This is a genomic window from Chitinophaga sp. CF418 (assembly GCF_900142925.1).
GTDB lineage: Bacteria > Bacteroidota > Bacteroidia > Chitinophagales > Chitinophagaceae > Chitinophaga.
Map to the genome: position 1 here is coordinate 11,591 of NZ_FRCN01000013.1, position 16,009 is coordinate 27,599.

The 16,009-nt window shown below is 47.3% G+C and carries 1 protein-coding gene; it reads right to left on the reverse strand.

Annotated features, from left to right (window positions below):
• Positions 1–2: 2 nt before the first annotated feature.
• The gene (locus tag F3I09_RS25160) at positions 3–15,854 is read right to left on the reverse strand and encodes a non-ribosomal peptide synthetase (protein WP_149697826.1); all 15,852 of its coding nucleotides are present in this window, start codon (positions 15,852–15,854) and stop codon (positions 3–5) included.
• Positions 15,855–16,009 lie beyond the last annotated feature (155 nt).

Consider the following 16,009-nt stretch of genomic DNA (forward strand, 5'->3'; position numbering starts at 1 on the left):
GGTTAAAAACCTTTGTCTATAGTAGCGCTGAACATATCAGACTGGAAGCGTTCTTCTTCCCGTTCTTCTTCGGTCAGATAATTGAGTGTAGTTAACGACAGACCAGGCTGCGCTGTCACAGCCGCTATCAGCTGTTGAAGATGGAGTAACATACGTACAATACGCGCCCTGTCATAAATGTCTGTGTTGTATTCTATGCTGCCGCTGATATGAGTGCCCTGATCTTCAAACTGGAAACGCAGATCGCCCTTACTGATACCGGGATCAATTGCAGCAGGTGTGATCAATACATTGGCCATTTCAGGTAGTGCCGTGGTTTCTACCTGTACGTTCTGTAATATCAATACCACGTCAAACAATGGCGAGCGACTGAGGTCTCTGTTCACACCCAGTTCTTCTATCAGCCTGTCAAAAGGATACAGCTGGTTATCGAATGCTTCCAGGGCAGTTTGTTTCACTGCCAACAGTAGTGCATCAAATCCGCCTTCTGCATTGATGTTGCTTCTTAAGGCCAATGTGTTCAGATAGTAACCGATCTGTCCTTCAAGGTCCGGATGATCACGACCAGCTACAGGTGTTCCTACAATGATATCCTGCTGACCACTGTAACGGAATAATAACAACTTCACGAGCGACAATAATCCCATAAACATCGTTACCTGCTGTTCTTCCAGGAATGAACGCCATCTGTTACTGATCTCAGCACTCCATTCAAAGAGGTACTGCTGCCCGTTATAAGTTTGCACTGCCGGTCTTGGCCTGTCTACCGGCAGTTCCAGCACCGGCAATGTTCCTCCCAGTTTTGCCAGCCAGTAGCTACGCTGTGCCTTCAGGCGAACACTATCCATCGCTGCCGACTGCCAATGTGCATAATCCTTGTATTGCAGGGGTAATGGCGGCAATATCGCTTCTGCTCCTGCTACATAGCCATTGTACAGGTTGAGCACTTCTCTCACCAATATCTGTAATGACCACTCATCTGCTATGATATGATGGATGGCGAATAGCAGCACATAATCTTCTTCGTCGCAGTGGAGTAGCATTACCCGTATCAATGGACCTCCACTGAGATCGAATGGTGATAAGGCTACCTGTTTTTTGTACTCCTCTACTATCTCTTCTTTATCTGTTGCCGCCCTCAGGTCCTCATATTGTATGCTGACATTGGCATGTGTTAATATCTTTTGCCTTGGCACGCCATTATTCAGCACGAACACCGTTCTTAAACTCTCATGTCGCAATACCAGTGTAGTAAATGCCTGCTGCAGTAATGCCGGATATAATGTGCCTTCCAGGCGATAACTCATGAATATATTAAACGTGGATTGTCCCTTCATCTGCTCTTCCAGTACCCATAAACGCTGTTGTGCATAGGAAAGCGCGTGATCTTCAGCTTCCGCTACATGTGGGATGGCCAGGTAGGCTGTTTTCAGCGCGCCCAATATCAGCTTCGCCTGCCCTGCTACTGTAGGATATTCAAAGACATCTGCAATACTTAGCTGGACTTCACACATTTTGTAAATGCGTGATAGCAATTGTATAGCCTTTAGCGAAGAACCACCCATTGTAAAGAACGAGTCATTCCGGCCTACATCTGTTGTACCCAATATTTGTTCCCAGATATCTGCTACCAGCCGCTCAATACCGGCATGTGGCAACGCCCGCTGACGATTAGCCAATACCAGTTCCGGACGAGGGAGGCGCTTACGGTCCACCTTCCCGTTAATATTCATCGGGAATACTTCCAGCCATATATAAGCTGCCGGAAGATGGCTTTGCGGCAGCACATCTGCCAATGCCTTCCTCAATTCTTCCGCTTCATAAGGCCTGCCTGTATAGTAACAGATCAGCTCCTGTTCTTCATGCAATACCAGTTCTGTCTGTGTGATCCCCTCCTGCTCCAGGATAGCCGACCGCACGCCTGCCGTTTCTACTCTGACACCATGTAGCTTCACCTGCTCATCTTTCCTGCCCAACAGTTCAAGGACCCCGCCGGGAAGATAACGTCCCAAATCTCCTGTGCGCACTACCTGTACGCCCTCTACAAATGGATGTGCGACGAAGATGTCTTTATATGCAGGTGACAGATAGCCTTTGGTGATAAACGGGCTGCTGATATACACTTCACCAATTTCTCCTTCCTGGCAATAGTGATTATTATTCAACACAGCTACAGCGGTGTGCGAGATGGGTTGTCCTACAGGAATGACTGCTCCCGCTGCGAAGTCAGTTTCCGGTATATGATAAAACGTCTTTAATACGGTCGTTTCTGTCAGGCCATACAGGTTAGATACGCTGGCGGCTGCACCATGTATTGTTCTCCAATTGATCACATCCCTGCCATACAACCGTTCTCCGGCCAGCACTACCTGCCGGATGCCTGGCAATGGCCCCTGCAGACTGGCTGTGATCAAGCGGAACAGTGATGGCACTGTTTGCAGTATAGTAATATTGTTATCAGATAACCATGTAGTCAACAGGTCCATCTGCAGACGAATAGCCGGTGATGGTATATGTAATGTGGCTCCCGTCATCAATGCAGGGAAAATATCTTTCAGTGACGCATCAAATGTTACCGGCGCCAGCTGACTGATATGGTCATTCACCCCGATATTGAAAGCTGCGGCATGCCAGTGGGTATAATGGCTGATACTACCCTGACTTCCTACTATTCCCTTTGGCATTCCTGTAGAACCTGAGGTATAGTATATATAGGCGGACATGTTTGTGGTAACACATCCTGATATTACTGTTGCTGTACCCTCCAACTCAGCTGGCACCAGTATCTCCGCAGTATGTCCGCTCTGCTGGAATATTGCTTCCCAGGCCGGTACCTGCTCCCTGTCGGTAATCAATACAGCAGGCTTAGCCTCTCTCAGTATATAGATCAATTGCGGCACAGGCATACCGGCATCCATCGGCAAGTATATCATACCGGCTTTAAAACATGCCAGCAGACTGGTGACCTGTGTTATCCCTGCCTTCAATGCAACGGCCACCGCTGATTGTATACCTGTATGCTGTTCCAGGTGAGCAGCCAACACATTATAGCGTGTTGCCAGTTCTTCATAACTGATGGCGCCCTCTCCATCCCTGATAGCTGTTTTATTACGCTGTTGTAATGCCTGTGCAGCGATAATATCTGTCAGCAATGGATATACAGGCGCTGATACAGGTGCATTAAATGATGCGGCAGGCTGAGATTCATCACCTCTGTACGCCAGCGATGAGACAGATACTTCAGGTGACTGAAGAACCAATGCCAATAATGACTGCAGGTCTTTAATGATCTGGGCTATGCGTTCCCTGTCAAACAGGTCTGTACTATACTCTATGTTTCCACTGATATACCCTTCTTCTTCCGCAAAGAGGAATCGCAGATCACCCTTGCTTGTTTTCAGTTGTCCAGGTAAGGGTTCAATATCTACTCCTTCCATTTCCAATGCTGCCAGTGGTTCCAGGCGGATATTCTGCAATATCATCACCACATCAAAAACAGGATTCCGGCTTACATCCTCTCCTGCCGCCAACACCTCTACCAGTCTGTCAAACGGATATACCTGATGTTCAAATGCATCTGTGGCTGTTTGCTTCACCTGCTGCAGTAACATATTGAACCCTGCTTCGCCATCTGCCTGGGTTCGTAATGCCACTGTGTTAAGGTAATAACCAATCTGGTCTTCCAGATCTGCATGGTCCCTGCCGGCTACCGGTGTTCCGATAATGATATCACGCTCCCCGCTGTAACGGTATAAGAGCGCCTTCACAAGTGACAATAATCCCATGAATAGTGTGGCCTGATTTGCCTTCACATATTGCCTTAACCCAGCACTACTTTCTTCTGAAATCCGGAATGTCAGCTGTTCTCCGCTGAATGATGGTGTTGCCGGTCTTGGTCTGTCTGCCGGTAAAGTTAGCTGTGGTAAAGTTCCCCCCAACTGTTGCAACCAGTATTGCTCATGCGCGGCTAACCGCTCACCGCTCAGTTCCTGCGCCTGCCATAGTGTATAGTCTTTGTACTGAATACGCAGGGGCTTCAATGGGTTAAGCGCTCCCTTTACACCGGCATTATAACTGGTCAACAGATCCCTTATTAACACCTGCATAGACCATTCATCTGAAATAATATGATGCAATGCCAACAGCAATACATGCTCCTCCGCTCCCGTCTGCAACAACAATACACGCATCAATGGCCCCTGATCCAGTATAAATTTCCACTCTCCTGCCTGACGGATACGCGTTATTATCTCTTCGTCCTGTTTTGGTACACCCTGCAGATCTTCATACACCATACGGAAGTCAGCATTCACCACCTGCTGCATGGGAGTTCCTTCGCGGGTGACAAATATTGTCCGCAGACTTTCATGCCTCGCCACTACTGCTGCAAACGCAGCTTCCAGCACATCCCGTCTCAGCTGCCCACTGATGCGGTAGACCTCAATACCATTGAATGCCTGTACATCCCTCAAACGCAGCGTCTGTAGCCATAAGCGTTGCTGCGCATGTGACAGCGGGTAGTATGTAGCCTCCGGTGCTACGGGTATTTCCCTGAACTGTTGTTGCTGCGCCTGATCAATCAGGGTTGCCAGGCTTGCCTGCACGGTGTTGCCGAAAATATCCCCTATGGATAACTGCACGCCAAATTCACGGTATATTCTTGTGATCAGCTGAATAGCCTTTAATGAATGACCACCCGATAAAAAGAAATCGCTGGAGAACCCAATATCGCCCCTTTGTAATATTTCTTTCCAGATAGCCAGCAGACGCTGTTCTGTTACCGTTCCTCCTGTCTCTTCAGCAGCTACCTGCTGGTCTGCGGGAACCGGTAAATGCCTGTAACTGATCTTACCACTGCTGTTCAACGGCAGGGCTTCCAGATGTATGAACCTGGCGGGGATCATATAGTCCGGTAAATTCCTTCCCAGGAACTGCCTCAATAAAAGCCCATCAATCGCATTCTGAGCCGCATAATAGGCCGCAAGGTATTTGTCGCCCGCTAATTCTCTCACAACAATTGCAACGCCATTAATGCCCGGGAAAAGGGACAATGCCTGCGCTATCTCATCTTTCTCTATCCTGAAACCACGGATCTTAACCTGATTGTCCATACGTCCGCTGAACTGCAGATTACCATCCGGCAGCCAGCGGCCTTTATCTCCCGTTCTATACAGTAAGCCGCTGCCAAAAGGATTGGCGATAAACTTATCTGCTGTCAGTCCGGGACGGTCAAGGTATCCGGCAGACAGGCCGGCGCCTGCTATACACAGTTCTCCGTCTACCCCTACAGGCTGGATTGCTGACGCAGTATTCAACACATACACCTGCACATTACCCACCGGCCGGCCAATTGGCAGGGAACGTCTGCCAGCGTCAGATCCACTCACTTTATAGAGGGTCGTACATACTGTATTTTCTGTAGGTCCATACCCATTATAGCAAGTCGTATATTCACTGGCCTTTAATAAAGTTTCCACCGGCGCCACATCTCCTGCCGTAATCATAAAGCGCAATGCAGATAACCGGTCCGGTGGCAGCAAAGCAGCAAAAGCAGACGGAAATACAGCGGCAGTAATGCCTGTCAAGGCTACATAGTCCAACAGCTTTTCTGCATTCTTCACAGTGTCCTCTTCCGGCATTACCAATACACCACCTCCGCATATTGCCATGAAGGTTTCGAAAACTGCGCCATCAAAAGAAAAGGAAGAGAACAACAGCACCTTATCTTCTCTGCTGACAGATAAGACGTGCTGCTGGTTAAATACCATATTTACGGCACTGCTATGCCTGATCTTTACACCTTTCGGCTGACCAGTAGATCCTGAAGTATAAATAATATAAGCCAGGTCATTGGCTCCGGTTGTTACTTCCGGGTTTTCCAGTGGCAGGTCTGCATTATACAGTTCGATATCCATTACCACCAGCGACCCGCTGAAATAGTCAATATCAAACATGAATGCAGATTCTGTCAGTAATATCTTCGCTCCGGAATCTTCCAGCATAAACCGGATACGATCTTTGGGGAGTTTACTATCTATTGGTAGATAAGCCAGCCCTGCTTTCAATGCCCCTAATAACCCGATGATCTGCCATTCATTCCGACCAGGCATAATAGCCGCAATGTTTCCTTTTTCCACATGGTGTGTATCCAGCAGCAGCCTTGCCAACTGATTCGCACGTTCATTCAATGTGCGGTAGCTGCAACTCCATCCGGCTCCTTCCAGTGCAATGGCATCCGGATGAAGTATTACCTGCTCTTCGAAAAGATCTACCAGCGTTTCCCCGACAGGAAAGACAACTGTTGTATTATTGAATGATGTCAGCAGTTCGTGCTCAACATCAGATAAGATCTCAAATGTCTGAAGGCTCTTTTCAGGAGACGCCAAAACCGATATCAGCAGCTGCTCCAGATGTGCGGTCATCCGTTCTATACGATCGCGGTGGTACAGATCAGAATTATACTCCAGTGTCAACCCGATACCAGCAGCCGTATCGGTAAAGAAGAAACGCAGGTCAATCTTGCTTACCGGCAACTGTATGAGCGCATCTTCTACATTTAAACCAGGCATTGCAGGCAGTGGCTGCTCACTGGTATTATCCAGTACAACCACCACATCAAACAGCGGCGCCCTGCTCATATCCCGTTCCAGGTCCAGCTCATCCACCAGCGTATCAAATGGGTATACCTGGTGCGAATATGCTTCAAGAGCGGTCTGTTTTACCTGCTGTAATAAGCTGCGGAAACTTTCTTTGCCGGCAAACCGGGACCGCAACACCAATGTGTTAATAAAAAATCCTATCTGGTGTTCCAGGTCAGGATGTTCGCGTCCTGCCGCCGGCGATCCGATAATAATATCTTCCTGGCCTGTATAACGGTATAACAATGTTTTTACCAGTGTTACCAACCCCATGAAGAGTGAGGCGCCTTCTGAAGAAGCCAGCTCTTTGAGGCCATTACTCAATGTTTCCGGCAATTTGATATACACTTGTCCACCGTTATAGGTCTGCACGGGAGGTCTGGGATGATCAGCTGGCAGGTCCAGTACAGGGATGTCTCCTTCGAAGCGGTTCAGCCAGTAAGTACGGTGCTGCTGCACTTTCTCTCCTGTCAACTCCGTTTCCTGCCATGCCGCATAGTCTTTATACTGTCCTTTTAACACCGGTAAACTGTACGGTGTTCCTGTAAGCGCTGAGTTATACAATGCGATCAACTCTTCGAGTATAACGCGCAATGAGCGCTCATCTGAAATAATATGATGCATAGACAGTACAAACAGGAATACCTCATCTGCTGTCTGCATCAATTTTGCTTTCAGCAATGGACCATTCTTCAGATCAAATGGTTCGAGCGCCAGCTGCATCGCTTCAGTTCTTGCCTGCTCTTCCGCCTGCGGATGACCACGAAGATCTTCATCCTGCAATTTAAAGCCACTTTCTGTCGCCGTCCGTATACACTGCATGGGTACACCTTCTACTGCCTCAAAGACTGTCCTTAGACTTTCGTGGCGTTCAATCAGTATATCGAATGCTGTCACCAATGCATCCCTGTCCAGCTTACCTTCCAGGCGGTAACATACCGGCAGATTATAAGCGATAGAGCCTTCCGGTTCAAATTGATCCAATACCCACAACCTACGCTGTGCATGCGACAACTTATAATGTGTCTGCGCAGCCACAGTGCTGATAGGTGTATAACTACCGGCCTGTGTCCTGTCAATTTCCGCTGCCAGGTCAGACAATACCGGATGCAGGAAAAGGTCTTTCAATTCTATTCTTATGCCCAGCTGTTTATATACCCGGGTTACCACCTGTATCCCTTTCAGGGAATGTCCTCCTGCATCAAAGAAGTGATGCTTTGTACCCAGTTGTTCGTTACCCAGTACTTCTTTCCATATTTCCAGTAATGCAGTTTCAGTCGGTGTCACTGGTTGTTGTACCAGCACTTCCGTATCAGCCTGCGGCGCTTTCAGCACTTTACGGTCAATTTTACCGCTGTTATTCATCCTGAATTGCTCCACCTGTACAAAATAGGATGGCAGCATATATTCAGGTAAGAACTGCTGGAGATGAGCACGTAGAGTAGCACCTGCTATATTGCCTGTTGTTGTATAATATGCTGCGAGGTATTTCTCAGCATCATTGCCAAAGGCCTTTACTACCACTGCGCTGACGCCGGGATAAGTTAACAGCGCCTGCTCCACTTCTCCTGTCTCAATGCGGTAACCTCTGATCTTCACCTGGTCATCCAGTCTTCCTGTGAAATCAATATTACCATCGGCTAACCAGCGGCCAGTATCTCCTGTTCTATACAAGAATCCCTCTCCATAGGGATCTTTGACAAACTTCGCTGTTGATAGTATTTCGTTATTATAATATCCCATCGCTACACCGGCGCCTCCAATACATATCTCACCGTTGATACCTACGGGCAACAACTGTTGTAATTCATCCAGTATATACATTCGTACATTATGCACGGGTTTTCCTATCGGCAATCTACCCAGGCCTGCGTCTGCGGCTGTTACCTGGTAAGAGCTTGCCCATACTGTAGCTTCTGTAGGGCCATAACAATTATAGTACTCTGCGAAAGCGGCACATGCAACTGCTGTAGGCACATGCGCAACATCGCCCGCAGTAATGATCTTCCGCAGGAAATGCAGTTTCGTAGTATCCAATGCCGTCAGATAGGAAACAGGTAGTATCACTACCGTAACGCCGGCAACTTCCATGTATTCCGTCACCCTGGCAGCATCCCGGCCCACTGTAGCGGGGATCAGTACTAATGTTGCTCCGGCCGCAAAAGCCATAAAGATCTCTGCTACGGAAGCATCGAAGGAAGGAGATGCAAACTGCAACACCTTGTCTGTTGTGCTGGTACCGAAAACAGACAGCTCGTTATGCACCATGTTTACCACACCGGCATGATTGATCATCACACCTTTGGGCTTACCTGTCGAACCGGAGGTATATATGATGTAAGCCAGATCTGATGGGCCGGAAAGTAAGGGTAGATTATCTTCGCTTTTCGGCAATTCAGGTATTTCAATATCTGCTACCAGCAACTGTCCTGTGAAATATGTTACATCCAGCAGATAGTCTGATATCGTTATCAGCAATGGTAAAGAAGTATCTTCTATAATGTACCTGATCCTTTCAGGAGGATAAGACGCATCGATCGGTACATAAGCGCCTCCTGCTTTTAATATGCCAAGAATGGAAACAATCAGCCACTCCTGCTGACCAGCCATTACTCCGACAGGTGTTCCCGGCTCAACGCCATGCTGATGCCGTAATACTTTTGCCAGGCGATTGGCTTTCTCGTTCAGTATGCTGTATGTCATCGACCTATCTCCTGACACAAGCGCTATGGCATCCGGCGACTGCTTTACCTTCGCCTCAAAAAGGGCCGCCAGCGTAATGTTCCCGGGATAGGTAAAATCTGTATTGTTGAATACTGATAATATCTGTGTACGTTCTGCCCCGGGCAAGATGTTCAATCTTGCAAGCTCCGTTTCAGGATCCCTGGCAACTGCTATCATCAGGCTTTCCAGGTGCTGCATCATCCGTACCATACGATCTCCGTCATACAATTCCCGGCTGTATTCCAGCTTCAGATAAAGCCCTTCGCTGGTTTCCCTGAATATAAAATGCAGGTCAACCTTACTCAGTTCCGGTTTCAGCACTACTTCAGTGATCGCTATATCATTCATCTCAGGATACAGATCTTCAGCAGTATTCTCCAATGTGATCACGATGTCAAACAATGGTGCACGGCTGATATCCCGTTCCAGTCCCAGTTCATCTACCAGTATATCAAAAGGATAAGCCTGATGTGTATAAGCATTGAAGGCTGTTTCCCTTAGCTCCCGCAGATATTGACGGAAGGTTGTCCTGCCTCCCGGATAAGAGCGCAAAGGCAAAATATTCAGGTAATAACCGATCTGGTTCTCCAGGTCTGTATGATCCCTGCCAGCTACCGGCGTTCCTACAATAATATCTTCCTGTCCACTGTACCTGAATAACAGGGTTTTCACCAGCGCGGTAAGCAGTATAAAACGCGTTGCGTGTTCCTGTCTGCACAGGAGGTCTAACCCGGTGATCCCTTCCTGGTTAAACCTGTAACTTACCTGTCCGCCGCTGTAATGCTGTACAACCGGCCTTAACCTGTCTGATGGCAGTTCCAGCTTAGGTAATATTCCTCCCAGCTGTTCTTTCCAATACTTCCGGTGCAACGTCAACTGTGCCTCATTCAATGCTTCCAGCTGCCAGGAAGCATAGTCTTTGTATTGTATCCTTAATGATGGTAGTGGTGTAATGTCTTCACGCTGAAAACTATTATAGTAAAACAATAGTTCACGTATCAGCAGGCGGATGGACCATTCATCTGCTATGATGTGGTGTATGCACAAGAAGAATAAACACTCATGATCTGCCGTCTGCAGTAAATGTACCCGTAGCAGCGGCGCGTCAGACAACTCGAATGGAAGCAATGCCAGTTCAAGTGCTCTTGCCTCAGCTACTTTGCGGGCATCCTCCTCTAAGCGAAGATCTTCCCTGACGATTTTAAACGTGAGATGTTCTATGGATATAATCTCCTGTACGGGATTATCGCCTTTCATTACAAAGCGTGTACGCAGGCTCTCATGTCTTGCCAATAATGTACTGAAAGCGTAGTTCAAAGCGGCTTCATTCAATGTACCATTGAAGTAGTAACTCATTGGCAGATTGTATAATACTGCATTACCTTCCAGTTGATTTAACAGCCATAGTCTCCGTTGTGCATGTGATAACGGATAATATTCCTGCGATGGCACTTCCGGAATATGGGTATAAGTACTATGATCCGCTTTTCTCACCGCTGCCGCAAATGCACTTAATACAGGATAACGGAACAAATCCTTCAACTCCGCCCTGATCTGAAGGTCCCTGTATATCCTTGCAATGACCTGTATGGCCTTCAGTGAATGACCACCGAGATGAAAGAAATTATCTGTCACACTCAGCGTATCGACACCCAATATCTCCTGCCATATTGCGGCAATTGTACGTTCTTCTTTTGTTACTGGCGCTACATACTCCCGGGCATCATACAATTCCGGCAGTGGCAGTGCTTTCCTGTCGATTTTTCCGTTAGCGTTAACAGGCAATTGTTCCAACTGCACAAACGCAGATGGTATCATATATGCCGGCAGGAACGCTGCAAGGTAATTACGCAATGCTGCAATATCTACTTTCTCTGGCGCGACAAAATAAGCGACCAGCTTCTGCTCAGTATCAACAGTTTTCAACACCACTACAGACTGTAAAATACCTTCGTACTGACTGATCTGTTCTGCGATCTCTCCCGTCTCCACACGATACCCTCTGATCTTCACCTGCTCATCCTCCCTGCCTGAAAAATACAGCAGACCATCAAAGCCAATGGAACACTTGTCGCCCGTGCGATATAATAAGCCATCTGCCACTGATGGCACCTCAATGAACTTTTCTGCTGTTAGTGCTGAGCGTTTCCAGTAACCATCTGATAGCCCTGCACCTCCTATAAAAAGATTGCCCGGAACACCTGTTGGCACAGGCATAAAATGATCGTCCAGCAGGTAAATATTTGTATTCGCTACGGGTCTTCCCAGGGGAATAACAGCATCCGCAGTCATTACCCTGTGCGCTGCAGACCATATCGTTGTTTCTGTAGGACCATATACATTCCATACTTCTGCCCCTGCTCCCAATAACTGAGCAGCCAGTGTCCGGCTAAGCGCTTCACCTCCGCATAATAACTTCATACCGCTATGGCCAGTCCAGCCATGTTCAAATAACAAACTCCATAGTGAGGGTGTTGCCTGCATGATCGTTGGCTGTTGCGCATGGATCATTTCCTGTAACAGGAATGGAGTGTTCACTACTTCATTCCCCGCGAGGATCACTGTTGCACCGTTAAGCAATGGCAGGAATAATTCCAGTACGGAAATATCAAATGAATAAGTGGTTACTGCCAGCAAGCTATCACTGCTTTTAACTTCCAGCATGCCAGTCATACTATGCAGGAGATTGATCACTGCTTTATTAGGCACCATTACGCCTTTAGGAGTTCCTGTTGATCCGGAAGTATACATCATATAAGCCAGGCTATCGCCACTGGCTACTATAGACGGATTATCCACCAGCAATGTATACGGCGCTCTAAATACATCTGGCATATATACAGTTGTAAAACCCACCTCTTCTTCTTGCCGGTCAGTCAGTATAATTCGCGTATTGCTGTCGTTCAGCATATAGGCTATCCTTGCTTCCGGCAGCGAAGGATCTACCGGCAAATACCCTGCGCCTGTTTTCAGAATACCCAATATGCCCGGTAGCAACCATTCATTTCTATCCGTCTTCAGGGCTATAACGTCGCCTGGTGCAATCTTAAACTGCTGCAGCAGATAATTCGCCAATTGGTTAGCCCTTACATTCAGATCATAATATGACCAGGCCTCATTCCCTATCACCAGTGCTTTCTGCGCCGGCGTCTGCCGTACCTGTTCTTCAAATAAAGCGATCAACGTACTTGCAGCAGGATACGCCTGCTGTATTCCTGTCAGCTGCTGTTCTATCCATGTCATTTCACGGATAGAGAGATAACTGATCTTGTTCAGCGGCTGCCTGCTATCAGCCAGTATATTCTCCAGTAATTGCAGCAGATGATCACATGCATTCGTGATCCGTTGCGCTGCAAATACGTCCGTATTATACTCCAGTGTAAGCTTTACAGTTTCACCGATATGTGAGAACCAGAAAGTGAGATCGTACAGACTTGTGTGTACCGGCATACCGATCTGTGATATCTGTACGCCCTCCATTTCAGGCGCCTGCTGCGCAGTCTGTTCTTCCCGGTAGATAATGGCTACGTCAAATACCGGTGACCGGCTCATATCCCTTTGCAAATGCAGCTGATCTACCAACAGATCAAAAGGATACACCTCATGTGCATACAATGCCAGTGCGTGCTCTTTAATTTGTTGCAGTAAGGTTACAAAACCATGTTCTCCATTAATGCGGCTTCTCAATGGCAATGTGTTCAGATAAAAACCTATCTGCTGCTCCAGGCCTGCCCCACTTCTGCCTGTAACAGGTATACCGGTGATAATATCTTCCTGGCCGGAATAACGGTATAATAACGTCTTCACCAGCGATACAAGCCCCATGAACAAGGTAGCCCCCTCTACTTCTGCCAGTGCCTTTAAACGGCTTATTAACGCCGCTGGTAGTTCTACAGCTACCTGCGCACCTTTATAACTTTTTACCACAGGGCGCTCGTCATCTGCAGGCAGTTCCAACACAGGTAATTCTCCCTGCAATTGAGACAACCAGTAGTCTGCGTGCTTCTTCAGATTTGTCCCACTTAGTTGTGTTGCCTGCCAGGCTGCATAGTCCTTGTACTGGAATGTCAGATCGGGCAATACCAATGCAGGATCGCTATAAAACCCAAGTACTTCCCGGATCAGGACCTGCATGGACCACTCATCCGAGATGATATGATGTAAAGCATGCACCAGCACATATTCCTCTTCCGACAACTGCACCAGGCTTACCCTGATCAGTGGCGCTTTTTCCAGGTTAAAATGTACCTGTGTTTCCCTGCTTAATATTTCTTCCAGTTGTTTCTCCTGTTCTGCTGCTGCACGGAGATCTGTGTATGTGATATTCCATTCCAGCAATTCCGCAGGAATAACGACCTGCCGGGGTTCCCCGTCCACAGCAATAAAGCCAGTACGCAAGCTCTCATGCCGTTTTATTACTGACCTGAATGCTTCTTCCAGGGCCTGTATATCTACCGTTCCCTGCAAATGATAAGTATCAGGCCTCGCGTATGCTGCCAGCTTATCGTGCAACTGTTCCAATACCCATAATCTTCTTTGTCCGTGGGACAATCCGTAATGCGACTGTTGGGCCACCGGAGTGATAATTGGCTGGAAGTGCTTAGCACTCGCATAGATCAGTTCTGCCTGTGCTGCAATAGATGAGGCATTAAATACATCGGCAATAGACAACTGCACTTCCATTTCACGATAAATACGGGAAACCAGCTGTATAGCTTTCAATGAAGAGCCTCCCGAAACAAAGAAAGACGCATTCCTGCTGATCTTCTCATTCCCCAGTATACGCTGCCAGATCTTCAACAACTGTGTTTCCACTCCCGGCAAGGGAGCTTCATAGTTATCATCTTCCAGCAACTCCCACGGACGAGGCAGTCTTTTCCTGTCCACTTTACCGTTTATATTCAATGGGAAAGCTGGCAGCCATATATAATAAGCAGGCAGATACTCCTTCTGGAGCGCTGCTTCAAGCAAAGTTCTTAGCGCTACTGCTTCATACTGTTTCCCGCTATAGTAGCAGATCAGTTCCTGCTGAAACTCATCATTAGTGTGTAATAATAATTCTACCTGTTCGATGCCCTCCTGCTTTAATGCAACAGCTTTCACGGCATCCAGTTCAACCCTTACACCATGCAATTTTATCTGTTCGTCTCTTCTTCCCAGCAGTTCCAGGTTGCCATCTTCCCTGTAACGGCCGATATCCCCTGTGTAACAAACTATATCCTGTCTATCATTCACCAGCGGATTCTGAACAAACAACATGCTGTTCAGGGAAGTATCCAGGTAACCCTTGGTCATGAAAGGGCTCTTGATATAGATATCTCCTATTTCACCCGGAGCACATATCTGATCCTGGTTTACCACAGCAATCATACTATTGCTGATAGGCATACCAACCGGGATCGTCTCTCCGGGGTCCCAGTTCCATGACTGAATATGATAGCAGCTTTTCAATATGGTAGTCTCGGTGAGGCCATACATATTGGTCAGGCGTGCCTTTTCACCATTCACATAGCGCCAGTTCAGCACATCCTTTCCATATAGTTTTTCTCCTGCCAGGACTACCTGTTCCAGTGCTGGAAGATCACGACCTTTCTCCTTCAGCGATTTTGTAATAAGCCTGAATATAGACGGTACTGTTTGCAACAATGTAATGTCTTTCTCATGCAACCATGCAGCCAGCAGATCGCTCTGTTCTTTCAAACCGGCACCCGGCACGTGTAGTGTAGCGCCGGCGGTAATAGCCACCAATATATCTTTCAATGAAGCATCAAACGTCACAGGAGCCAGTTGACTGATACGTGTACTATCATTCACGTTAAAGGCGCCCCGATGCCAGTGTATATAATGCGCAAGGCTCTTGTAAGAACCAATAATGCCTTTACTGATGCCTGTAGAGCCAGATGTAAAAAATATATACGCATCGGACTGCTTGTCGATAGCCAGTCCCGGATCTGTAAACTGCTGATCGTCCAATGATATATCTGTGCGTACATATTTATCGCCATCCCATTCCCACAACATAGCAGGTTCTTCTTCAGCACTTATTACGCCTATATCCTGCAGGTCCAGTCCTTTCAATAGTCCATGCATTGAAGAAGGGAATACAAGTAGTGGAGGCATGGTTGCGCCCAATCCGGACAGCATGGACTCCAGCGCAGGCAGATGGTCACTTTCAGTTATAATGAATCCGGGATTTGTTTGATTAAAAATATGATGTGCAGGTATCCCGGTATTGCGGGATAAGGGTAAATAAACAACGCCGGCTTTCAGACAGCCTAATAGTGTACTTACCAAATGTACGCCGGAGGGCAATATCACTGCAACATGAGTGCCGCTGCTGATATTGAGGGATAACATCAGATGTGCAATTCTGTTTCCCTGCTTGTTCAGCTGCTGATAGGTTATACTATAGTTATCTTCTTCCACAGCAGTCTTTGCAGGGTATCGTTCAGCAATATCTTCAAAAACAGTATGGATTAACTCTTTTATCATACAAAGCAGTATATTTTTTTGAAAACAAAATAGCTCCGCCTGACCGCCCTGGCAGGGCAGCCGGAAAACAACACGCGCAGACCTTCCGGTCTGCCTGAATTCTACATCAAAACAGGAAACAAAAATTACTTACCGGCAAGGAATGATCAGCCGGC

Bases quoted from the DNA above. Each gene is read 5' to 3' on its own strand.
- F3I09_RS25160 (WP_149697826.1), bottom strand. From the start codon at position 15,854: ATGATAAAAGAGTTAATCCATACTGTTTTTGAAGATATTGCTGAACGA.